Source organism: Moorena sp. SIO3I8 (assembly GCF_010692325.1).
Taxonomy (GTDB): domain Bacteria; phylum Cyanobacteriota; class Cyanobacteriia; order Cyanobacteriales; family Coleofasciculaceae; genus Moorena.
The window spans coordinates 27,825-51,867 of record NZ_JAAHHW010000045.1; the positions used below are offsets into that span (position 1 = coordinate 27,825).

At 44.0% G+C, this 24,043-nt stretch carries 21 protein-coding genes; 12 read left to right on the forward strand and 9 right to left on the reverse strand.

Translation table 11 applies throughout. The features are described 5' to 3' along the window. Positions 1-179 precede the first annotated feature (179 nt). The 4 genes from F6K51_RS18210 to F6K51_RS18225 all read left to right on the forward strand — a co-directional run bounded on the left by F6K51_RS18210 (position 180) and on the right by F6K51_RS18225 (position 10,106). Positions 180-8,678 carry a polymorphic toxin-type HINT domain-containing protein gene (locus F6K51_RS18210; protein ID WP_293022471.1) on the forward strand — a complete coding sequence of 2,833 codons (8,499 nt, stop codon included), beginning with the start codon at positions 180-182 and terminating at the stop codon, positions 8,676-8,678. Between the two features lie 224 nt (positions 8,679-8,902). After that, entirely contained in the window at positions 8,903-9,412 is a 510-nt protein-coding gene (locus tag F6K51_RS18215; RefSeq protein ID WP_293022473.1) for a phage tail protein, read from the forward strand. Positions 9,413-9,651: 239 nt separating this feature from the next. Beyond that, positions 9,652-9,849, forward strand: a complete 198-nt coding sequence (locus tag F6K51_RS18220; protein WP_293022475.1) for a hypothetical protein — start codon at positions 9,652-9,654, stop codon at positions 9,847-9,849. Beyond that, a complete protein-coding gene (locus F6K51_RS18225) occupies positions 9,834-10,106 on the forward strand; it encodes a hypothetical protein (RefSeq protein ID WP_293022477.1) in 273 nt (90 codons plus the stop codon). The genes F6K51_RS18220 and F6K51_RS18225 overlap by 16 nt, the downstream gene beginning before the upstream one ends. Here the strand turns inward: F6K51_RS18225 and F6K51_RS18230 are convergent. Further along, positions 10,092-10,229 carry a hypothetical protein gene (locus tag F6K51_RS18230; protein WP_293022479.1) on the reverse strand — a complete coding sequence of 46 codons (138 nt, stop codon included), beginning with the start codon at positions 10,227-10,229 and terminating at the stop codon, positions 10,092-10,094. The genes F6K51_RS18225 and F6K51_RS18230 overlap by 15 nt on opposite strands. Positions 10,230-10,379: 150 nt before the next feature. Between F6K51_RS18230 and F6K51_RS18235 the strand changes: the two genes are divergently transcribed. The 3 genes from F6K51_RS18235 (at position 10,380) to F6K51_RS18245 (ending at position 11,844) form a co-directional block, all read left to right on the forward strand. Next, the gene (locus F6K51_RS18235; protein ID WP_293022482.1) at positions 10,380-10,949 is read left to right on the forward strand and encodes a Uma2 family endonuclease; all 570 of its coding nucleotides are present in this window, start codon (positions 10,380-10,382) and stop codon (positions 10,947-10,949) included. Positions 10,950-11,004: 55 nt separating this feature from the next. Beyond that, positions 11,005-11,178, forward strand: a complete 174-nt coding sequence (locus tag F6K51_RS18240) for a hypothetical protein (protein WP_293022485.1) — start codon at positions 11,005-11,007, stop codon at positions 11,176-11,178. 96 nt (positions 11,179-11,274) lie between these two features. Continuing rightward, on the forward strand, positions 11,275-11,844 hold the full coding sequence (locus tag F6K51_RS18245) for a Uma2 family endonuclease (protein WP_293022488.1): 570 nt from the start codon (positions 11,275-11,277) through the stop codon (positions 11,842-11,844). 144 nt (positions 11,845-11,988) lie between these two features. Here the strand turns inward: F6K51_RS18245 and F6K51_RS18250 are convergent, their stop codons facing one another. Both F6K51_RS18250 and F6K51_RS18255 read right to left on the reverse strand, forming a co-directional pair. After that, positions 11,989-12,759, reverse strand: a complete 771-nt coding sequence (locus tag F6K51_RS18250) for a Uma2 family endonuclease (RefSeq protein ID WP_293022529.1) — start codon at positions 12,757-12,759, stop codon at positions 11,989-11,991. A 194-nt stretch (positions 12,760-12,953) separates the two neighbouring features. Then, complete coding sequence (locus tag F6K51_RS18255) at positions 12,954-13,337, reverse strand: hypothetical protein (protein ID WP_293022490.1); 384 nt, start codon at positions 13,335-13,337, stop codon at positions 12,954-12,956. 809 nt (positions 13,338-14,146) lie between these two features. Between F6K51_RS18255 and F6K51_RS18260 the strand changes: the two genes are divergently transcribed. Both F6K51_RS18260 and F6K51_RS18265 read left to right on the forward strand, forming a co-directional pair. Continuing rightward, a complete protein-coding gene (locus tag F6K51_RS18260; RefSeq protein WP_293022492.1) occupies positions 14,147-15,595 on the forward strand; it encodes a SagB family peptide dehydrogenase in 1,449 nt (482 codons plus the stop codon). A gap of 842 nt (positions 15,596-16,437) precedes the next feature. Beyond that, positions 16,438-18,486: a PatA/PatG family cyanobactin maturation protease gene (locus tag F6K51_RS18265; protein ID WP_293022495.1), complete on the forward strand. Its 2,049-nt coding sequence runs from the start codon at positions 16,438-16,440 to the stop codon at positions 18,484-18,486. A gap of 26 nt (positions 18,487-18,512) precedes the next feature. On the opposite strand, the gene F6K51_RS18270 is transcribed toward F6K51_RS18265, so the two are convergent. Both F6K51_RS18270 and F6K51_RS18275 read right to left on the reverse strand, forming a co-directional pair. Continuing rightward, entirely contained in the window at positions 18,513-18,722 is a 210-nt protein-coding gene (locus F6K51_RS18270; RefSeq protein WP_293022497.1) for a hypothetical protein, read from the reverse strand. Between the two features lie 159 nt (positions 18,723-18,881). Beyond that, the gene (locus F6K51_RS18275; protein WP_008187233.1) at positions 18,882-19,388 is read right to left on the reverse strand and encodes a DUF3172 domain-containing protein; all 507 of its coding nucleotides are present in this window, start codon (positions 19,386-19,388) and stop codon (positions 18,882-18,884) included. A 114-nt stretch (positions 19,389-19,502) separates the two neighbouring features. On the opposite strand from F6K51_RS18275, the gene F6K51_RS18280 reads away from it, so the two are divergent. Beyond that, positions 19,503-19,673 (forward strand): hypothetical protein, encoded by a 171-nt coding sequence (locus tag F6K51_RS18280; RefSeq protein ID WP_293022505.1) that lies wholly within the window; start codon positions 19,503-19,505, stop codon positions 19,671-19,673. 19 nt (positions 19,674-19,692) lie between these two features. Here F6K51_RS18280 and F6K51_RS18285 read toward each other — a convergent pair whose 3' ends face one another. Then, positions 19,693-20,793, reverse strand: coding sequence for a DUF1611 domain-containing protein (locus F6K51_RS18285; protein ID WP_293022508.1), 1,101 nt, complete (start codon positions 20,791-20,793; stop codon positions 19,693-19,695). Next, positions 20,777-21,892: a dipeptide epimerase gene (locus F6K51_RS18290; protein WP_293022511.1), complete on the reverse strand. Its 1,116-nt coding sequence runs from the start codon at positions 21,890-21,892 to the stop codon at positions 20,777-20,779. The genes F6K51_RS18285 and F6K51_RS18290 overlap by 17 nt, the downstream gene beginning before the upstream one ends. A 520-nt stretch (positions 21,893-22,412) precedes the next feature. Between F6K51_RS18290 and F6K51_RS18295 the strand changes: the two genes are divergently transcribed. Beyond that, positions 22,413-22,961, forward strand: coding sequence for an NUDIX hydrolase (locus F6K51_RS18295; protein ID WP_293022514.1), 549 nt, complete (start codon positions 22,413-22,415; stop codon positions 22,959-22,961). A 179-nt stretch (positions 22,962-23,140) separates the two neighbouring features. Next, entirely contained in the window at positions 23,141-23,509 is a 369-nt protein-coding gene (locus F6K51_RS18300; RefSeq protein WP_293022517.1) for a putative quinol monooxygenase, read from the forward strand. Here F6K51_RS18300 and F6K51_RS18305 read toward each other — a convergent pair. Together F6K51_RS18305 and F6K51_RS18310 are read right to left on the reverse strand one after the other, a co-directional pair. Further along, positions 23,462-23,644 carry a hypothetical protein gene (locus F6K51_RS18305; RefSeq protein WP_293022520.1) on the reverse strand — a complete coding sequence of 61 codons (183 nt, stop codon included), beginning with the start codon at positions 23,642-23,644 and terminating at the stop codon, positions 23,462-23,464. The two genes, F6K51_RS18300 and F6K51_RS18305, sit on opposite strands and share 48 nt — an antisense overlap. A gap of 64 nt (positions 23,645-23,708) precedes the next feature. Beyond that, positions 23,709-23,909: a hypothetical protein gene (locus F6K51_RS18310; RefSeq protein ID WP_293022523.1), complete on the reverse strand. Its 201-nt coding sequence runs from the start codon at positions 23,907-23,909 to the stop codon at positions 23,709-23,711. Positions 23,910-24,043 lie beyond the last annotated feature (134 nt).

Below are 24,043 nucleotides of genomic sequence, written 5' to 3' on the forward strand. Positions count from 1 at the left end.
AAAAATGTGAGATAGAGCAAGGATTAGGATCATACTAATCCTTGATGAACAGCGCTATTGCATAGTTATATTAATGTATTAAGAAGAATCCTTATTGATTATGGCGTTTCCCCTGCTCTAGTTATGTAACTAGGTCTTGCTTTTTGTCCAAAGTCCAATTAGATAGAAGATATGTCTAAATGACTCAAATAACTTCTAGTGGTTACTCTCCAAGTACTTTATCTGAACTCCCAGTTATCCGAACATTTCAGATGGATGGGAGTGGTATTGGCACCATACCCAATTCAGTAAATCTCTTCCGAGGCGATGTTAACCTTCCCTTGGAATTAATATCCCTTCCGGGTAGAGGCGATTTGGATGTTAAGGTCGCCATCATGTACCAGAGTAACATTCAAAATCTGGTGGATACCTGGAATCTGGAGTCACCGACGGGAATTCTGGGTTTGGGGTGGAATATGCCCTATGAAATGATTGCCATTGACAATAAAAATACGGGTTCTAGCTACGACAACGAATATTATCTTGTTTCTGGCGGTTCGGCTAATCGGCTGTATCAAGATGGCGTAAATTTAGCCTCAGACGGAGTGAGTATAGAATCTTGGAATTTTGAGACGGAAGACTATAAACCTTGGGATATTCGCTATTACCCAAACAAAGAAAAATGGGTGATTATCAAGGAAAATGGGGTAAAGCAGACTTATGGAGGGAATACAAGCCAACCAGCAGACAAAAATCCCTATATTCAATGGGGTGTGAAATGGGGTGGTAGGAATGGTAACTGGATTGGTAGCACTACGAATACATCAGGACAGGAACCTTTTGTACTAGCTTGGAATTTAGCAGAAATTCAAAATACTTGGGGCGAAAAGGTTACTTTTAGCTATGAAGTTGATTTAAAAGAAATTGGTATCGGTGGTTATAAATATACCCAAGCTACTTACTTAAAACAAATTACTGCTTTAGATGGGCGTACTGTTAATTTTGTCTACCAACCTAAACAGTATGATGACCAAATAAGAGAGTATCAGATTCCCCATGAAGATAGCGGACAATCAAACCGTCATGCTTATCAGGATCGGTATGAAACTAAATTTCTTGATTCCATTGAAGTGAGACAAGAAAACTCAGAATCGCTGTTATTTTATATCCAGTTTGATTATGAGTTGGAAAATGTTTCCTTAACTGATCCTAATAATAATGCGGATTTCTCTAAGCGTTATCTAACAGGAATAACTCAGAAAAATGCAGAGGGAGAGTCTTTACCTGGTTATAAGTTTGAGTATTACACGAATCCAGAGGATATAAATGAGAATGTCCATCGTGGTGCATTAAAAAACATTACTTATCCTACAGGTAGTATTGCTAATTTCAATTACGACAAAAAGAATCTAATTGGAACTTCTCATAATATACCCATCTCTGGCAACGGTATTCCTCGTGTTTGGTTTGGTGGTGATTATGTTGTAGTTGCTTATTATGATGATAGTGGGAGAAATTTAGATGTCAAAGTATATAGCTGGAATGGTAACTGGATAGAGGATGAGAAAAGTATCTCTAGTCAGCTAGATATTGAGAGTTTGCAGGTAGTAACTCAGAGTAATTTCTTTGCGCTGAGTTTCAATTCAAATTCTCAAATGAATGTGTATCTATTCCATCAGGAAAAGGGGCGTTTTGGTCAATGGCACTCACCCTCTATTCCCCCTTTAGATTTACCTTCAAGTGATTCCTTAACACACCTTGCTGCTGGTAGTAGTTTTGTTGTTGCTGCTGTGTCTGGTGCAGATGCTAATTTATGGGTTTGGAATCAGCCGAATCAGATATGGAGTCCTCCCTGTCCCAGTATAAATATAAGTAAAGGTAATTATGCTTTAGCTGCTTTCGGTAATTATTTTACTATTGGTATCTATGATCCTGTTTTTAAAAGCTGTGAACTGGTGTTATATTACCAAGATGAAATTTCCGGAAGATGGGATCAAAAAGAAATTGCTACGATCAGTCCAGTTGAAAAAGATGCACAAGGTAATCCCTTGCTTAATTGGAGTTTGGGTAATGACTCGGCTACAGCAACTTTTGTTAAAAGTATCGGCACCAATATTGAGTATGAAGTAGCCATCTATCAATGGGATGCTCAGTTTGAAGTCAATCCTCAACCTTTCAGCAAATCCTACAGCGTACCTCAAGATACAAAAGAACCCTTTGGTTATTCCATAACTACAGGCAGCTTAGTTGCAAATGTTGGTAATCTCTGGCGATATAATGGCAGTGACTGGATAGATAGTAATCTGAATGTTTCTAGTGGAAATGAAGCAACAAAGTTGGCTTATGGTTCTGATTTAGCGATCGCCTCAAGTTCAGATTCCAGTGATATAAAAGCTTACAATCCTTATCAAGATCAATGGGAAACCCCTGACTTAGAGGGGTCTTTGTCAACAACTACGCCCAATTGGATAACTAGACTTTACCAGACTGTTTGTAAATGGCTAAATTCTTTACTAGACAATATTTTTAGAGGTTATATCCCAACTAAAGATTTCAATCTAGATGGAATTATTAATGATTATCAACCCACTGTCAGTGGTAACTTTATCACTATTGGGGACGCAATTTTTTACAGAGATAATCAAGGAGTATTTAACAAAGATCCACACTCAATTCCACCGGAGATTAAGCCTGATAGCATAATTAACCGCGCTCCTTTTTATATTGCTTGCGAGACGAATGATGGACAGACTCAGATATTTTTGTTAAAAAATGGCAAGGTTGTTAATCCTCAATCTCTCTCAGAAAGGATTTATGTTGATAACGAAAGCAGTAAAGGCAAATCGGGAACTAATTTAGCTGGATTGAATGCTTTTGTTACTTACAAAGGGGACAATTTTGATCAAGCTTCTGAATTGAATCTCTATTATGTTTTTAATGAATCAATTCAAGGCAATGTTACTGATTTCCCTGTAGTAAAAGTTACTATTAATGACGGTTATCAAGAAAGTCAGACTAGCTATGATTACGATACAGGTAATATAGTTATTAGTGCTCAAGGAATTGTTACTCAATATCCTCATGTTACGGTGATACAAGGCAGTGACAATTCACAATTAACTCCTTTTGGGAAGACTGAACATCTTTTCTTTAATGGACTTTCAGTAGAAGGTTTAGGGTTTAAGGACTTTCAAGGAAACCCTCCCTCTTACTACAGCTTCTTGCATGGTTCTCTGTATCAACAGAAAGCCTATAACTCAACAGATGATAAGTTACCTCGCCAAACTGTAACTGTGGAATATAACATAGTAACCCAAAGACAGAAATTAGGAGAGTCAAGGCCGGTTGATTTATACGGGTTTTATATTCAACAGAAACGCGAGGAAAGTATTCTCTATGACCAAGAAATTAGCACCACAGACTCAAATGGTAATGCATCAGATGTGGGAGTTAAACGAGCGGTTGAATATGAATATGACTCGGCAATGGGATTGCTAAAAACACAGACAACTTACAATTACAATAGTTTGGGTGAAAAGGAAACACTGACACAAACTTCTGTTTATGGTTGGGAAAAGTATGAGGAATTGAGACAACAAAATATCCTCACTCCTGTTGTCCAAACTGTTAGTAAAAATAATGATAAAACCACAGCGATCGCAGTTTCAACTTGGAAAGATTGGGGAGGAGGTAAATGGGGGCTATACCGAACCTATCAAGGACTTAATGAAGATGCTGTTTTTGACCAATGGGATAATTTAAGTGAACCAAATAAAACAGATTGGTTGAAGGTTTCAGAAGTAATTTATCGTACCTCAAATGGAGTAGCGCAAGATTTGATTGATGTCAATGGGGTTCACACTTCAACTCTATTAGATAACCAGCAATTTTATCCTGTTGCTCAATTTACTAATGCTACGATTGAAGAGGTAACTTATACAGGGTTTGAAGCTTACGAGAATCTCAGTGATTGGAGTATAAATCAAGGTAATATAACTGCTTTGATTGTCACCGGAGATGCTCATACAGGTGTTTCTAGTTTGCGACTTCACCCTAATTTTACTCTCAAAAAACAAGCATATCTAACCCTGAATAATACTGCTCAAACCTATATTATTTCTGCTTGGATTAAAACAGAAACAGCGTTTGAAACAGATGGGGGTAAAGCCCAAGTTAAACTACAATTTTACAACGGTGATAACCCTGTAGGGCAACCTATTACTGTGCCCATTGAATCAACTGATAGCGTATGGCAATATTGGCATCATGTAATTGATACAAATAAAATTCAAGGAACACAGTTAGGACTAGAAATATCTAATCAAAAAACATCTAAATCTTTTTTAATCGATGATATTTGCTTTGTTCCTTTGATGGGTGGTTTCCAAGGGAATGTCTATGACACTAAATACAAAATCATGACAGCTAAACTTGGCAATCATGCCGACACTCTGCGCTATGTCTATGACAACTATCAGCGAATGATAGCTACTATTGGCCCAGATGAAAATGTCCGTACTTTAACAGTACCCTATTATTCCCGACAAGGGAATGACGCATTCACTGGGACAGATCCTAACAGTAGCTTGCGGATTGCTGCCAGAAATGGGGGGATTTACGATAACTTCCATGATGGACAATGGCAGGATATATGGGATGGAGATGCCAATGCGTGGAAGGTGGAAAATGAGGCTTTGGTTCACGTTGGTACGCAAACAGACCAGATAACTCTCAAAAACTCCGATGCTTACTCTAATTATGGGGTGCGAGTGCAAGTAACTCCGCCAGAAACAGTGAATCAGCCCCTTGGTATCTCCATTGGCTCACATCTGACCGTTCAATGGTCGTCCTCGGATGGGTGGCAGGTAAACGGTGATAAGATTCCATCGGCTATGAAACCTGCGGGAGATTGGGTTCTTGTTGCTATAGAGAGTGCTGTTCTTTTCTATGTTGATGGGCAACAACTATTTGCTGGCATCCTAGACCAGACGGTTTCTGGGGCGTTGAGCTTGTTCTGTGGAGATCGGGTTTCTTATCAAGATGTTGTCGTCTTCCAAGATCCGATGACCTCTATTGACTATCTCGATGGCAATGGTCGCAAGAAGCAAACCCAATTGCTAGAAGGAGTAAATTGTCTGGTTAACCAAGCTATCTATGACGAACTTGGACGTGCAGCAGTGCAGACAAAAACGGCTCAATATGAGAATACTTTGTTTGCTTTTCAGAGTAATTTTGTCACTACATTTGATTGGGAAACTGGAGTAATGGAAGGGGATGTTGCCCAGTATTACTCAGCTACAGGGGGCGGTTTCTCCGATGATGGGGGCTATCCTTATTCTCGTAAGTTGTTTGAGAACTCTCCGTTATCGCGGGTGATGGAAAGGGGTAAACCAGGGAAGGATTTTGCGATCGCAAATACAGACAATCCTGCTCTGAATCATACTTTGAGGTATGGTTATGGGATTAACGGGGAAGGGGATGTTTTTGGCGAGTTCAAGTTTCCTGGTAACGAATATCTGATCAAGACTATTACCGATCCCAATGGGGTCAAGACTTATACCCTCAAAGATCAAGCAGGCCAAATACTTGCCAAGAAAACGCTGATTGAACCGGAAACAAATGAATATATCACCCTTGCCTATGAATATGATGATGCTGGAAGGCTAGTTACCACTAAACCCCCCAACTATTACCAGCCCCCTGATGGCTCGCAACCGGAACAATGGGTATCCACCAATCAGTATGATTTCTTAGGTCGGTTGACGCAAAGTTATAATCCTGATAATAAGTCCTCACAATACATCTATGACCGAGGGGGCAAACCTCGTTTCATGCAGGATGCTAATGGAGCAGCAGCACAATCACCCTATATTCTTTATACTAAGTACGATCGCCTGAGCCGACCTGTGGAAAAGGGGTATCTAGAATATACTTGGGATGAAGCTGACCTTCAGGAGAAAGCCGAAACTCCTGATTGGCCATCAACTCCCCCTACTTGGCGAAAAAAGTATTTCTATGATGGAGATGGGGTTTCTCCTTATGCCATCGGTGCGTTAACTAAAATCTTAACCAATAATAGCGATCATGGTGAGCCAGATGTGGAGGAGACGTTTACCTATGATGTCTATGGGGATGTTCTCAGCAAAACCCTCAAAGTCAATGCTTATGGGGATGAAACCTATATTACCCATTATGAATACGATAACCTGGGCAATGTCATTAAGATAACTTATCCCAATGGGACAGAAACAAGCAGTGAAAGCCCCACAGAAATCTTTTACACCTATGACCATCTCGGTTATCTCAAGGGCATTGGCACATCTCCCGATCAGCCAGAAACATTGGCAGCTTATCACTATAACGCTAATGGCAGCTTGAAAGCAGAGTTGTTGCACAATGGCAATTCTGGTCAAATCAAACGGTATTACCAGTATAATTCGCCGGGATGGGTGACTCAAATTGCTGACGATTTCTTTAACGAAACCCTTGAATATACGCCCCAAGAAAGTGACGATAACGGCTATTACAATGGCGAAATTAGTCAAATTGAACAGGCTTTCGCTTGGGAAAATGCTCCCGAAGCCTATAATTATCGGTTTGAGTACGATAATATCGACCAGTTAAAGGTTGCCCAGAATAACCAGATCGAAACGGGTAATCTCGGTGTTGGTCAACCTGTCACTTATGATCCTAATGGGAATTTCTTGGATGTTAAACGGGGTAGCGATGAGGCGCAATTCTCCTACCTTCCAGGTACGAATCAGGTCAAAAATACTGGTGGGAACGAGGATGATTTCCACTATGATGACAACGGCAATATTACTACTGCCATTAAAGGGGCTGGCGGCTTAAATAAGCCACTCTCTAAGCTTACCTATGACCCCATGACTCAACTGACCAGATCAATTGCGGTAGATGATGAAACTGTCAGTCTGGTTACCTATGCTTATGGTGGTAAGAATCAACGGGTTTTGAAACAATCTTGGCGTGGGAATTCCCCTAATACTGCCAAACTGTATATCCGGGGTATGAACTCCTATCCGTTGCTGGAGAAGATTAGGGATGTAAACAATGGGGAGTCTGAAGTTCTCTATATCTATGGACCTGGTGGTTTGCTGGCGATGGTGAAAAACCAGAAACTCTACTATGTCTTGAAGGATCACGAGGGTTCTAGTCGAGTCGTTATTGATGTTTCCGGTGATCAGCATCCAGTTGCTGCTTCCTATGACTATATGCCGTTTGGCAATCTACTGCGAACAACAGGGGATGGGCAAATTCTCAGTTATCGGTATACCGGACAGGAATACGAGCCAGAAACTGGCTTATATAATTATCGCGCACGCTTGTACGACAGCACGTTGGGGCGTTTCTATACCATTGACCCCGCAGGAGAGTTTTTCAGTCCCTATCTCTATGCAGGAAACGATCCTCTATCACATACTGATCCAACAGGAGAATCCGTTTTCAGTTTTCTAGGTGATATCACCAAATCTGTGTATCATGTTTGGTCAAAAATCAACCCTGTCGGTCATTTCGCTATAAAATTCCTGGCACCTGACCTGGATAAGTCTTTATCAACAGGAAATTTTGGTTCGTTTACAAGCTTTTTCTCAGGCTTAGGTAAGGAGGCGGTCAACTTAGGCGTTGATGCTTATAACTTTGCCAATATAATTTCTTCACCTTACAGTATGGCTTATGCCGCATACAGGATGTCTCAAGGGAAATCTGTAGGGATTCCACATCCATTCAAGATTAACAAGGATGAGCAATTTGGTGCAGGTATCGCAGAAGTAGGCTCCCTACTTATACCAGTAGGAGGAGAGGAAGAAGCAGCAGAGAGAGTTGCTGTTGGCCTGGAAGAAAGAGCTACTGCTACTGCTGAAGAAAAAGGTGCCGCAACCTTAGAAGAACGAGGTGCTGCTACCATTGCCGAAGATAACACAACCAAATGTTTTGTGGCAGGTACTGAGGTAGCGGTTGAAGATGGTTTTATAGCGATTGAAAAAATCGAGAAAGGTGATTTAGTCTGGGCTTTCAATGAAGACACGGGTGAAGTAGGATTGTATCCCGTTTTGGAAGCATTTGAGCGGACATCAAGATATATTGTTCTGCTTACCTTTGGAGAGGAGGAAATTATAACAACCCCAGAGCATCCTTTCTGGGTAAATGGAAAAGGTTGGACTCCTGCGGAAGGTCTAAAAAAAGGCGATATTTTGCTCAATAAAGCTGGGCGTAAATTAAGTCTAGACAGGATTGAAATGAAGTTAGAGCGATCGCAAGTCTTTAATTTTGAAGTAGGCGGGGCGCATACTTATTATGTAACCCAGAAACGGATTTTGGTTCATAATCCTCCATGTGGGAGGATTATAGCAAATAGACTAACAAGGCAGGCGATAAACTCTGATATTGCAAGGGAATTCCGAATGCCACCTGGAAGTCCCTCACGCGCACTTTACAACGCGAATAGAGGTTTAGCGTCTCCTTTCGATTCCCTCCCTGCTAAATTAGCCCATGAAGAATTAAGGCGTATGGGTTCTGCTGCTGATAGCACAGATCCTCAAATTCTTCGGGATTTTGTTTTTAGGGAAAAGAATCAGTTTATTCAAAACAGGCATAGGATGACATTACCGACAAGAACACTAACCTATCTTCCCGATTCTATCAGAAATCCGCTTGCCGTCTTCCACGCATGGTGGTGAAGAGGAGGGTAAATGGGAAGATTTCCTATCCGTGGACATGGATTGAACTATCAAATAAACACTGAAATAAAACAAAGGAGAATCTAAAATTATGAAAACTCACAATCAAAACCATTCGATCCGACCCCCATAACAGGAAATATCAAACCCTGATTTATTGTCCTATGGACATGGATCGAACTATCAAATAAACACTGAAATCAAACAAAGGAGAAACTTAAATCATGACAGTACCAATTGGAACGATTATGGCATATGCAGGAAAAACTGACGGAACTGCTGCAGGACAATTACAACGTCAAGGATGGCTTATCTGCGATGGGAACCAGTATCTACAGAGCAACTATCCGGAGCTAAACGGCGTAATTGGAAGTTATTATGGAGTAGCTTCAAATGCTCAATTTTTCAGGGTACCCGATTTGCGAGGTCGCTTTGTCCGAGGCGTAGATGGTACGGCAGGACGAGATCCAGATACTCATGAGCGCACTGCTTCTGGTAGAGGTGGAAATGAGGGTAATAATGTTGGTTCTGTGCAGGAGGATGAATTTAAAGCTCACAATCACAAATTCAAGAACACAACAGGCAACGGTAATCAAGACAAAAAAGATGCTAACACAACAGGCGATATCCAGAAAAGTGGGGATATAACTGCTAGCATGATGGAGGCAGGTGGAAAAGAAACCCGCCCCAAGAACATCTACGTCAATTGGATCATCAAGGCGAAGGATGTGTAGCTGATTCTTAAATTGGGAAATAGGGCGATCGCTTGTAGTGAATTGAGGGGCGATCGCTATTTTATTGAGGGCGGCGTTTGTGGTAAATTATGCACCTCAAGCCATACATACACGGTAATATTAACCTCAAGACAAAAATTTCCTGTGGTATTTCTAGACTTCCATCCCTTCCCCAATTTGGCGGTATGGGAGATCACTATTATAATTATAGATGCAGTAGATAAAGGCGATGGAATTTTATGAGTGTCGCAGAAATCAAAGAAGCAGTAATGAAACTCTCTACGGGAGAATTAACAGATCTGGTTAAATGGCTTGATGAATTCTATGAATCTCTATGGGATAAGCAAATTGAGGAAGACTTTGAATCTGGCAAGCTAGATCATCTAATTAAACAAGCAAGGCAAGAATTCAGAGAGGGAAAGTGCCAGGAAATTTAAAGCATTTCACTACTTCACAGTTTTGGGAGTACTACCGTCAGTTGCCACAGGAAATTCAAGAATTAGCAGATAAGAACTATGAATTGCTTAAGCAAGATCCCAAACATCCATCTTTGAAATTAAAAAAGATCAAAAGTTTGTGGTCGGTAAGAGTAGGTAGAAATTATAGAGCTTTAGGTTCTGATGAACCAGAGGGAGTTCTATGGTTCTGGATCGGCCCACACAGCAAGTACGATGATATCTTAAAGCAAATCTAGCTTTTGTAGTGCGATGGTTGTAGTGAATGAAAGATGCGATCGCGTTTTGGAGAATGCGTTCGCGTAGCGGCTCGTACCGAGCATCGCTTTTCTGGTGAGCATGACTGGAACTGAATCCAGCAACAGTTAAAATCTAAGAAACAGGAGTAGGACTTACGCATTTGCCCCCTAAATCCCCCAATTCTGGGGGACTTTGACATCATTACCCCCCAAAATTGGGGGGCTAGGGGGGCGCTTATCAACTTAACCGCGTAAGTCCTGAGGAGCTCATAAATGGTTGCTGTTAATCAAATTAGACAAACCTTGACCCTGGCAGAATTTTTAGAACTTCCTGAAACGAAACCTGCTAGTGAATATGTCAATGGACAAATTCAACAAAAACCTATGCCTCAAGGAAAGCACAGCATCCTTCAACGGGAATTGAGTTTTGCTTTAACACTCGCCTTAAAGCCAGAGCGAACTGCCCAGGCATTCCCCGAACTGCGGTGTACCTTTGGTGGGCGATCAATTGTCCCAGACGTTGCCGTCTTTCGTACAGAACGGATTCCTCGTGATCATGATGGCCAAGTGGCTAATTCCTTCAATCTACATCCAGATTGGACCATCGAGATCTTATCCCCCAAGCAGAGCCAAACCAAAGTCATTCGCAACATTCTCCATTGTCTCGACAATGGTACTAACATGGGGTGGTTATTGGATCCGGAAGAGTCCTTGATATTTGTCTATAGTGCCGATAAATCCGTGCAACTGTTTGAGAACTTAGAGGTGGTGTTGCCGGTGCCAGAGTTTGCCGAAGCAGTGCAGCTTAAGGTGGGTGAGATATTTGATTGGTTGAAAGAGTAAACGGATCTTGTAGGATGCGTTCGCGTAGCGGCTCGTACCGAGCATCGCTTTTCTGGTGGGGATTACTGGAACTGAATCCAGCAACAGTAAAAATCTTAAGCATTCAGCTATCAGCTATCAGCTAATGCGCTACTTGAGATGCTACGGCAACAGCTATCAGCCAAAGGCCTGTGGCCACGCTACGGGAACAGTTTATGTCCATAGCACACGCTACAGCAACAGCTTTTGAATAAAATAAGCTGTTCGCGAAGCGTGAGCCTTCGGCTCACGGCTGACGGCTGACCGCTGAATGCTTACTTAAAATCTAACAAACAGGAGGTCATAAATGGTTGCTGTTAATCAAATTAGACAAACGTTGACCCTGGCGGAATTTTTAGAAATTCCTGAAACGAAACCTGCTAGTGAATATGTCAATGGAGAAATTCAACAAAAACCTATGCCTCAAGGAGAACATAGTACCTTACAAATTCGTCTTGGTACAGCGATAAATGACGTTGTTTTATCGAAAAAAATCGCCCATGCTTTCCCTGAATTAAGATGTACTTTTGGGGGACGTTCTATTGTTCCAGATATTACAGTATTTAGTTGGGATCGTATTCCGAAAACAGAAAAAGGAAGAATTGCCAAGAAATTTGAGCTTTATCATGATTGGGTAATCGAAATTCTTTCTCCTGAACAATCTGCGAATAAAGTGATAAAAAAAATTCTGTTTTGTCTGAACCAAGGAACAGAATTAGGCTGGTTAATTGATCCTGAAGATGAATCAGTGATGATCTTTAAACCGAATCAATTGCCAGAAATCAAATCAGATCAAGAAATTTTACCTGTACTAGATAGTCTTAAAGATTGGCAATTATCCGTTGCCGAAATGTTTAGTTGGTTAAGTGTTAACTAATTTTTGGTTGGCTTTTATTTTTTCCATTTATCGGCCATAAGTCATGGATTGAGAGTAATCACAATGACTAATGACCAATGACCAATTACCCAAGCTTGAAAAGAGCAATGCTACCGGAATGGATATGATATCCCAGTTGAGCAATTATCCCTGTGGCTCGATGCCTGCTGCTCTTAGCTGCGCTGCCAATTTCTCGGCTCGCTGCCGTTCCTGTTCAGCTCGTTGCCGTTCCTGCTCAGCTCGCTGCCGTTCCTGTTGAGCTCGTTGCTGTTCCTCGATCACCAACTCCGAACCCCACAGCAACAGTTCTCCTGGCTGATCCCACCAACGTAACCAGTAACCAGTTCCGTTTTCCTTAGTTCCTTGCCAGATACCCAGAAATAAGCTGATTTCATCAATCCAGTAACGGTTATTACCATCGGGTGGTTGGAGTTGATAACGTCCTGAATCATCTAACCGATAGACTTCTATTACTCCAGTGTCTGGCTCAAAAATGACATAGTTGGGAACCTGTAACACTTGCTCGTAGTAAAACCACTTGCCCGGAGGATAGGTTGGCTTGTTGGAATACTCCCCACCTTCAGTATCACAGAGAAATTCCATGACAATAGCAGGAATATCCCCTTGAAGTGTTGGGGTATAACTGCGTTTCACTTCTTCTCTGGGCACCCGAATCGATGGCACATATCCCCAATCTGGGGCTTTTACCGCGATTTTGCCATTCAAAGTGGCACAGATGCCATAATTGGTAGTAGTCAGGGCATTAGCTGGTAGTTTGCCAGCAATTTCCAAACTTTGTGTCAGAGCAGCAGCCAGGGATGGTTGATTGATATTATCCACTGGTTCGTCATCTAGAACGAAATCATCAGGTAACTTTTCCCAGGTAACTTCGTAAGTAGCTGTGCTAGCTATCATAATTCGTTCCTCTCCGAGCCTGCTCTTATCATGATAGTCAGGCAATTCTAGAGAATCATGGGTGATGGTTTGGCCATTGGCATTTTCTGCACTAGCACTTTTGCGATCGCTAGCTAGAATTTGCCAGTATTGAGTGTTTCGGCTCTCCCCATCTCCCCAAAGCGCCCCCATTCACAATTTAAATGGCTAACAGTTTACTTGACTCGACCCCGGAATCGGATAAACCCATAGGAATTCGGTGGCTCTCCTGGTGCAGTAGCTTGGGGCACATCTCCGACTTCGACAACCACTACTCCATTTTGGTTGATCGCTACATTACATCCTGCGGGCACTGAGGTTCCCGGTGAGTAATAGCGACCGCGATCGCTATCGGGGATATTAGTCAGATAGATGTTCGGCTCAGCTAAACCACTGGTGGCTAAGGGATTGGTACTCTCGAACAAGGCAATCCCGACATCACTAGCTGGGAAACCAGCCGCTTGGTTGAAGGCGTCGGCAATAAAGCTAGTTTCTGCCGGAACTCGGTCACAGATACGCAGGCTCTTGGCGTAATTGCTGCCATTGGAAAGGAAGTACACAGTATGGTAGTGATAAATAAGTAGTGATACAACATTGCATTTACCTTAAATAAGGCATTTTTAATGGAAAAATATAGCAATTTGAATATCAGGTTATTAGTAATAATTATCTAAACTCTAATAAATACTGGGTGCATCTCAGTGTCTTGATGCAGTCGCTCATGGGGGAAACCACGGCAATAGCGAGTGGGGGAGACCCCCAAGACCGCGCTGCCTCCCCAAGACCGCTTAGGTGCGCTTGACCCGTAATTAAATTCGCCACGGGTCGCACCTGAGGCATCGCTTTTGCAATTAGGCAAAAATTCGGGCGAAAATTCCCGCGCCCGGGCCCCACACTTCCCATCTTTTTTACAAATATGAGATGCACCATAAATACTAGCAGAAGCTTGTTTACCCGCAGACTAGCTACTTTGTATAGACAAGTGTGATCTGTTTTTTCAGTGCATCAAAAGTTGGACTGATTGCTGCCTGTGATCAGAACTTGCTTTTGCAACGTAGGAAAGACAACAAAAAGCTCAACTCGAACACCAACGAGCTGAACAACTCCCAGAACGGTTACGACAGCTGGGCATTAATCCCGATCAAATTTAATACCGAGTTGCATTCAAACAGAGTAGATTGGTTGGATAGGGAGATAGGGAGATAGGGAGATAGGGAGATAGGGAGATTGGCGGAAGAGAAAGTTGTACGTTTGACCGCAACTTGGTATAATATAGGGTGTTGCTAACGCGCAAAAATTCTTCTCGTTATCTGTTGTCAGCTTGGGTTAATGTTAAATGCAGCCTTACTGTTGACTTCTGACTGGAAGAATGACTTTCTCATCCTTAACTGTTTCCCTCAAACCCGAAATCACCCTCACCTCTGTTGACAGCAATATTCTGCTCCAATCTTCAAGCCGTAAGCTGACATTTCATCAACCGGAACCGGGATTAAAAACTGCTCTAGATGCTCTCAAACAGGGAACCCACACCGCCGGGCAACTTCAAACCTTAGTCCTAGAAACCGACGGCACACAAGTCCGGGAAAAGTTCGATGCTTACCTGAATCGTCTGATCGAACTGGGCTGGATCTGTCACGCCATCCCCCCCTCATCCCCTGAGCTTTCTCCCCTTGCGATCGCTATCCCCATGGTAGGGGATTATTACTTCGATTGTCCTGAGATTGATTGGGATGCGTTCGCATTTACCCTGTCTCGCTTCGCCTATCTCCATCAAGTCGAAGGGGAAATGGTATTAGAGTCTCCCCTTACCAAAGGTAAGATTAAATTTTCAGACTGGCGGGGTCCTGGGTTAGTGAGTCAGTTATCTCAACCCCAAACCGCTGCCAGCTTGAGTCAGGAAATTCCGGGAATTACTGAAGAGATTGCCCAACAGTTTCTCAGTTTACTGTTTGCGGCCCAGATGTTGTCTGCATCCTTTGCTAGTCCTCTTGAAGAAGATGAAGAGGTTGAGAGCGAAGAAGCAACTCCACCCTTAGTGTTTTGGGAATTTCACGATTTACTGTTCCATTCCCGCAGTCGCCTCGGTAGACATAATAATCCCTTGGGTGGCATATTTCCCTATGTCGGTAAAATTGACCCCTTGCCTGGGGTGAAGCCATTGATGACCGATGTGGTGATTCCCTTGGCAAAACCAAACTTAGAGGAACTGAATCAAACCGATATGCCCTTGAGTCAGGCATTAGAAACTCGCCGTTCGATCCGGCGATATGACGAAACCCCGATCACCCTTGAACAATTGGGGCAGTTTCTCTATCGTTGCGCCAGGGTGAAAAAACTCTTCGATACAGAACGGGGAGAGGTCAGTAACCGTCCCTATCCTGGTGGGGGTGCGATTTATGAATTGGAAATTTATCCCGTGGTTAACTCTTGTCAAGGATTAGAACAGGGACTCTATCACTATCACCCCTTAGACCATGTGTTGTGTCAAGTCTCAGCATGGACCGCAGAAACGGAAGCATTAGTTCAGGATGTTTGGTTTGCCAGCGCTCAACATGATCAGCCCCAGGTTGTATTCGTGATTACCGCCCGCTTCGGACGAATGTTTTGGAAATATCAATCCATGGCCTATGCAGCGATTTTAAAACACGTTGGAGTTATCTATCAAACCTTCTATCTGGTTGCCACCAGTATGAATTTAGCCCCCTGCGGTATCGGAGCAGGTAATTCTGATCTATTTCAAAAAGCCACTGGAATTGACTACTATGAAGAGTCTTCTGTCGGGGAATTTATGTTAGCTTCTGTTCCAGTCAAACCTTAATAACTATAGCATTTCGATTTGAGCTGAACCGAGGGAATAGCTTGTAGGGTGGGCAAAAACAGTTTGGTTTTTTTGAGTATTCTAGATTATAGAACTTTGCCCACCCTACTATAGCCCTGGACTATTGGGAATAGCTTGTAGGGTGGGCAAAAACAGTTTGGTTTTTTTGAGTATTCTAGATTATAGAACTTTGCCCACCCTACTATAGCCCTGGACTATTGGGAATAGCTTGTAGGGTGGGCAAAAACAGTTTGGTTTTTTTGAGTATTCTAGATTATAGAACTTTGCCCACCCTACTATAGCCCTGGACTATTGGGAATAGCTTTTAGGGTGGTCAAAAACAGTTTGGTTTTTTTGAGCCAGATTATAGGGTTTATCGCAGTTATGAGGTACAGTTTTATTTGAGGCTGATTCCTTTAAAACCCTCTTGAATATTGCCTTTTGCCCTCAACATTCAGCAGTCAGCGGTCAGCAGTCAGCGGTCAGCTATAATGCCTAATGCTTAAAATAAACATCGAACAGGATAATTTAATATTTCGAGATTTGACAGAATTGAAAGTTTGGGGATTTGCCCATCTAAGCATATGCTGATAGCTGATAGCTTACCTTTTGCCTTTTGCCTTTTGCCTTTTGCCTTTTGCCTTTTGCATTAAAAAGATAAGATTTGTCCTCAAACGTCGCTAAAAATTGCTATATATAACTCTGCCCATTCTACTTTAATTGATATTTTTTTTACACGCAAGTGCCTAAATATTAAGTTTTGTGGCTATATCAGTCTTCTATACCACTGGACATAGTATGTTAACCAATGGCTTAACAATCCAAAATTAGTTTGGGATTCAATGTCTGAAATTGCTAAAATCCCAGGAATACAGGGACTTTGGGAAAAAACCAAAGGGGACTCCCAAGTTGTTGTTGCAGTTCTAGATGGGGTTGTTGACCAGGCTCATCCTTGTTTTGATGGGGCTAGGCTAAAGCGGTTGCCAACGTTAGTTCAGGGAGAGGCACACCCGAGGGGGAGGATGTCGAGCCATGGGACTCATGTTGCCAGTCTGATTTTGGGTCAGCATGGTTCTCCTGTGCAGGGGATTGCCCCGAACTGCCAGGGGTTAGTCATACCTGTGTTCGCCGATGAAGGTCGCCGCCTCTCCCAACTGGATTTGTCTCGTGCCATTGAACAGGCCGTTAATGCCGGAGCGCATATTATCAATATCAGCGGCGGACAACTGACTGACTATGGTGAAGCAGAGGACTGGCTCCAACAGGCTGTCCGTCTGTGCCGAGACAATAATGTATTAATTGTGGCGGCTGCGGGCAATGACGGGTGTGAGTGTTTACACGTTCCCGCTGCCCTTCCGGCTGTCCTAGCAGTTGGAGCCACGGATGGCCAGGGACAACCCCTAGAACTGAGTAATTGGGGTCAAACCTATCAAAACCAAGGGATTCTGGCTCCGGGAGAGAATATTCTAGGAGCTAAACCCGGAGGTGGTACAGTCAGACTCAGTGGCACCAGCTTTGCCACCCCCATTGTCAGTGGAGTTGCGGCACTTTTGCTCAGTCTGCAACGGCAACGGGGTGAAGAACCTGACCCCCAAAAAGTTCGTACTGCCTTGCTAAAAACAGCCCTACCCTGTAACCTACCGGAAAACGATCAGCGTCCTCGTTGTTTGGTGGGTGAGGTTAATATTGCTGGGGCGTTTACTGATTTAACAGGAGAAACCATGTCTGAATCTGAAGAACTCTCAACCGTTGAAGCATCGGGCTGTGGCTGTGACGGAACACCAGAAACTAGCCCCCAACTGGCACTCAGTGCTGAGGTAACTTCAGCCGTTGATCCCACAGAAGCTCAACCTGCCGTTGCGGCCTCCTCAACTGAGACAGCGGTAGCCCCTGCACAACCCACTGATGTTGCTGTTATTGCTTCTGAACCTCAATCTACACAAGCCCCGGTCACCGCGACCTCTGTATCCACATCAAATCACCAGATCTCTGCAATGTCCAACACTACTGCAAATGCAATTACCCCCAGCCAGCCCGTTCAAGCCAGTGGTGGCGATATAATTTATGTGATCGGAACCCTGGGTTACGACTTTGGAACCGAAGCACGGCGCGACTCCTTCAAACAGTTGATGCCACCTTATGAGATTGAAGGCACTCAGGTGCCAGCAAATCCCTATGATGCCCGTCAGATGGTGGACTATCTGGAGGCAAATCTGTCGGAAGCCAAGTCCTTAATTTGGACGCTGAATATGGAGTTGACTCCAATTTACGCCCTCGAACCTTCGGGGTCCTTTGCCAGAGATGTCTATGCTGCATTTCAGGAATTGCTCTCTGGGGAAGTACAAGCAGAAGATTCTGAGGAATACATTGAACGGGTAAGTATCCCTGGACGGTTAACGGGAAGAACCGTAAAACTGTTCTCTGGGCAAGTTGTTCCAGTGGTTGAACCGGTAAGTCCTCGTGGCATCTACGGTTGGAGGGTGAATACGCTGGTTTCTTCTGCTTTGGAAGCGGTACGGGGTCAGCAGGCAGAGGCAGATGATGAGCAAATGCGGAAAAGCCTCAGCAGTTTTCTCAACCGGGTTTACTATGATCTGCGTAACTTAGGACAAACTTCTCAAGACCGGGCGCTGAATTTTGCGGCAACAAACGCTTTCCAAGCAGCTCAAACTTTCTCTGAAGCAGTAGCAGCTGGAATGGAATTAGATAGTATTGTAGTGCAGCGCAGTCCTTTCTGTCGGATGGATAGTGATTGTTGGGATGTGCAGTTGAAATTCTTTGACCCAGAAAACAACCGTCGAGCTAAGAAAGTCTTCCGCTTTACCATTGATGTTAGTGATTTAATTCCTGTGACTTTAGGCGAAGTTCGCTCTTGGTCTTCTCCTTATTAAGGACCTATGAAATCGAGATAAGGAAATCAAACAATTTCCTTATCTATATTGGAGGGAATCGGGAATCGGGAATCGGGAATAGGCAATAGGCAATAGGCAATAGGCAATAGGCAATAGGCAATAGGGAATAGGGAGCAGGGGGTAATAATTGACGAAAACAGTATTATAAAAATACTAATCCTGGGCTGAAATCTTGCACCAGTACAAAAAAAACTTAATAACGGAAGCGATAACAATCAATTTCAGTACTGAAAGCGATGCAGTCGGTAAAACGGGGTTTCTCCCACTCGCCCTTTGCATCAAGAGAGAGTAAAATCTTAATCACTGTTCCCTGTTCCCCGTTCCCTGTTCCCTACTTTTACAGGTAAATTTTAAACTTGGTGCAAGATCGGAGTTCAAAACTGATCCGTTTCCCGTGGTCCGGTGGCACCCCCTTGATTAAGGAATAAGTTACCGGTTGCATCGTTTTGATAGATACAGCGGATTTCTGGTGAACCTTCAAGGACACCAGTGAAACCAAAAGTATTCATCCGATTTTTGCATTCCCGGACCTGTTCCGATGAGATCAGCCTCCTCTGTTCCAAAATTGACCAGTTATTCCGACGTAAAACACACCCAGGTCGCATCTTGGGCTGGGTCACATACACATTAAAGGGATTGAGAGTCACGAAAACTTGCATATCCGTCACCATCGCACTGGCACCATACTGAATACAAAGCTCTGGGTTTGGTGCGCTGCGGTCAATCACTTCACGGGAGGCAACGTTTTCTGGGTTGAGAGTGGCACCAGAGCTAAAAGCAATACCAACTCCAAGTCCCAAGACAAAAACCCCACCAAGAATCGCTAAGGTTGTGTAATTAAGTTCAGGTATCCCATTAGAACTGTTGGATTCACGTTTCATTTGACTCAATTAACGTAATTAACGTTTAGAATTTTCTGGGTCAAGATTTCCTGGGAGTAGTTGCTACTTGCCCCCTTCTTTCAGTATGCCAGGTACGCCAAGATTAATCCGGAGATGGGGAGCTGGGGAGCTAGCTGGGGAGCTGGGGAGATGGGGAGATGGGAAGATGGGGAGATGGGGAGATGGGGAGCTGGGGAGCTGGAGCTGGGGAGATGGGGAGCTGGGGAGTTGGGGAGCTGGGGAGATGGGGAGTTGGGGAGTTGGGGAGCTGGGAAACATGTTTGAGGTATAGTAAATTCTTGTCTTACCCCGACTCCCGATTCCCGATTCCCGACTCCCGATTCCCGACTGCCGACTCCCGATCACCAATTGCTGCTTTCAACAATACATCTGCTCCAAATCGCACAGCATCGGTACAAGGTAGGCCAGTCTCTGTTTGTACCTGTTCAATGGCCGACCGGGCAGCTTGATCATCCAAGTGGCCAGTATTAAGTGCGATCGCAATCACCTTTACCTGACCAAATGCCCCACCAGCACTAGCAACGGTCTCGTAAAGCTCAATCACTTTGGGTAATGGGGGAATCGGCACATGGTCATGATTACGAACAGACTCCTGTCCGGCTCGATGGACCAATAGTAATCCCGTGGGCTGAGTTCCTCGAATTAGCGGTAGAGTAGCTGTGGAACCAGGATGCAAAAGGGAACCCTGCCCTTCTACGATCAATAAGTCGTGGTCATTACCATAGCGCAGTACCATTTGTTCCACAGCACCAGCCGCAAAGTCTACCCGAATCCCATCCAAGGGAATGCCATCCCCAGAAATCATAATTCCAGCTTGACCAGTGGCTAGAAACTTCGATGATATGCCCTGACGTTGGGCGCACAAATATAACTCCAGAGCTGCTGACATTTTGCCCACTACCATATCTGTACCTACTGTCAAGATGCGCTGACAAGGTAGCGATCGCGCTTGAGCACTTGCTATTCCTAATCCCTTCGGTTCCCGACGAATATCCCAAATTACCTGACCGTCTTGCAGTAATTGCTGTAACTCTGGGTCAGATGCCATGGGAGTATGCAAACCATTGATAATCGATAACCCTGCTCCTACCCCTACTTTGACCTCCTGCCTCGAAGGCTCTGGTAATGCTCCCCCAGAGGGCGCAATACCAATGGCTAGGATATCCGGTTGATAAGCCAGGGCAGCAGACACGGAATCTACAATCGGGACATTAACCTTAATTCCAGTTAATTTAGACAAAGACTGCCCAGCACACTGCTGGTCGATCACCACCACAATCTCAGTTGGGCAATAGCGTAACAGAGTCAGTCCGGTTTTGCCTTTTGAACCAAGAATCCCTTCATGGAGTAGAATCGCAATACGCCGATTAGTGGTTAAATTCACGGCGTTTCACCCCCAGTCCTGGTAAATTATTCGGTATCAAATGCCCATTTTGTAGGGTTGCCCCTGTGAAGGGGTCATCTACTAGGTTTAAGTGGCTGTCTAAATCAAGATAATCTGCCAGTGGTGAGAGATGAGAAGCTGCTGTATTCGCCAGAGTACTGTCAGAATAGCAACCAAACATCACCTGCAACCCACAAGCTTTTGCGGTATGCACCATCCGTATTGCCTCAGTTAAACCACCAGATTTCATTAGTTTAATGTTAATACCATGGACACAGTTTGCCAACGGCGGAATATCTTGGCTAGTCTTGCAACTTTCATCCACAAAAATTGGTAAAGGGGATTGCTTATACAACTCGGGTAAATCAACCTCTTTTCCGGGAGCGAGGGGTTGTTCCACATGCCTCACCCCCTGACTCGCCAGCCAGTTACACATCTCTACCCCTTCCTCCAAACTCCAACCCCCATTGGCATCTACACTCAACTCGGCTTCTGGTGCCTCATCTCGGATAGCCAGAATCATCTGTTGATCAGCAGCAATCCCCTCAGGTGAACCTAATTTAATTTTCAGTACATGAGCACCAGTAATGGGAATCCATTCCTGCACCCGTTGCCTGGCCTTTTCTGGGTCACTAATGCCTACCGTAGCGGAAATTGGTACAATTCGGCGGCGGTTCAATCCCCACAGCCGCCAGAGGGGCAATCCCACCCGCTTCCCTAGCCAGTCATGTATTGCCAAATCAATGGACGCCCAAGCCGCTGATGGCACCTGTACCTCCTCCAAAACCCGTTCAATTTGTTGGTGTTCCCAAGGACTAAATACCTCCAGCATCGGGATAACCACCTCTAGGGCTTCCAGCAGAATCTCAGTAGTTTGCTTATGGGGGGTGGGGGTTAGGAAACTTTCTGTGCCTGGATCTGACGAGCTATTGCTGAGGCTAGTTGCCTTTCCTAGGGAAAAGGGAGACCCTTCGCCCCACGCTTCAATACCCTCTTGTTCGATCCTGACCCAGACATTGGTGGTTTCAGAAGTGGTGCCACGACTGATGGTTAAAGGGAACTGCTTATGTACCGTGAACGTTTCAACGCCAATACGCATTGTTTATTTAGTATATGGTTATTTAGTTTAAGGTTAAAGGTTAGTTGGTTGAAGGTTAGTTGGTTGTTCGCCTTTGGGGTTCGGTGAAGGGTAGCTTGAAGGTTATTTGGTTAAAGGTTGAAGGTTGTTTAGTTGTTCGCGTAGCGTGGCCAAAGGCCAAGGTTGTTCGCCTTTGGGGTTCGGTGAAGGGTAGCTTGAAGGTTATACTCTACTAGGACGATGGTCAATAATAGGTTTGCCAGATCATACTCGCCTACAAGGTGTAACCTCTAACCTACATACAACCTGTAACCCAATTTGTAACCTACAACCTACAATCTGTAACCTGTAACCTACCACCTGTAACCTTCAACCTCTAACCTGTAACCTTCAACCTCTAACCCAACCTGTAACCTGTAACCTGTAACCTTCAACCTCTAACCTGTAACCTGTAACCTGTAACCTTCAACCTTCAACCTGTAACCTTCAACCTTCACCCTTAATACTGTAACTTATCCTTTTGTAATTATTCAGTAATTTAATGATTTCAATACAGCCATGGAAAACCATGAAATCAAAGTTGGTTTTTGACAATAAATGGTGTCGAGTCAGGCAAGATGAAGTAGAATTACCAAGTGGTGAAATTGTTGATGACTACTTCATCAATGTTAGACCGGATATTGTGCTGATACTGGCAATTACTTGCGATCGCAATGTTGTTTTTGTCCGTCAATATCGCCATGGAGTGGGAGAAATTTTATTGGAACTCCCTGGGGGTGGTTTCAACTCAACAGTAGAAGATAGTCTGAAGGCAGCTGCTAGGGAATTAGAAGAAGAGACTGGTTATGTCTCTGAGCATATGTTTTCCCTAGCAACCTTATATGATAATCCGGTAAAAGATACCAATACAATTCATTTAATTATGGCGGAAGATGCTCAGCCATCGGGTATCCAAAATCTAGATATTACGGAAGAGGTGGAAATTGTTTTGGTACCTATAGACGAGGTTATGAAAAAAATTGAACAAGGAGAAATTTGTGTTTCAGGAACAATTGCTGCTTTGTTTTTAGGCTTGAAGTTTTTGTCTTAAATTAGTAAGGATTAAGCTGTCAGCTGTCAGCCGTCAGCTGTCAGCCGTCAGCTTAAAATATAGCAATCCGTGTAGGAATTGTGATAATTTTTGATCTGAAGTTCCCTACTCCCTTTGTTCTATAGCGTTTCTCATAGCTATCAAGTACACAGGATTTTTGGCCTCTTGCCTTTTACCTCTTGCCTCTTGCCTCTTGCCTGCTCCCTGCTCCCTACTCCCTATTCCCTACTCCCTACTCCCTTTACTATATGTCTAACTCTACCTTGCATGTTGTTGCCCGTCTTGTAGCTCTGCCAGATAAAGTTGAGGAACTCAAAGCTGTCCTGAGCGCATTGATTGAACCCACAAGAGCAGAAGAAGGTTGTTTGAAGTACGAATTACTTCAAAATCAGACAAAACCAACAGATTTTACCTTTGTGGAAGAGTGGGCAACACCAGAAGCACTAGATGCTCATCTGGTCACTGAGCATCTCCAAGCTGCCATCAAGCAACTTGATGGCTTAGTGGCTGATACACCAGATATCCGCCGCTACACCAAAATCCTCTGATATAGCGCTGCGCCCAGGGAATCGGGAATCGGAACCCACCCCTAACCCCTCCCAGGAGGGGAACGGGAATCGGGAATCGGGAAGAGTAGTTTTACTTTGACCCGGTAGGTGGAACGGGCATCTTGCCCGTTTCATTTCCGGACGCCTACTCCCTATGCCCTTGGGTGCAGCGCTATGGCATCACGAATCACCCAAACCCCTAAGAGTCTTCAGAGTCTTCTTCCATCGGCTTTCCTAAATCAAAAATAATTATAAATTCAGCATCGGGCATCAGTCGTTTCAGAGCCTGCAAGTGGCCTTGGGCATCCGATCGGTTGCGAAACCGAGCCACAATCACTCGTTGCATTTTTGGCAATAGCCGAACTATCACCCACGGATGAAGGCGTTCAGAATAGGACATAATTGATGTATCTGGGCGACCGAAGAAGGCGCTCAAGGAAGTGGAGGCTCCGTAACCTTCCTATAAGCTAGGGTTCAAGCAAAGTTCCTACCCGAAGGGGTACTACGAGATGGATATTCCGGCATTAGCTAGAA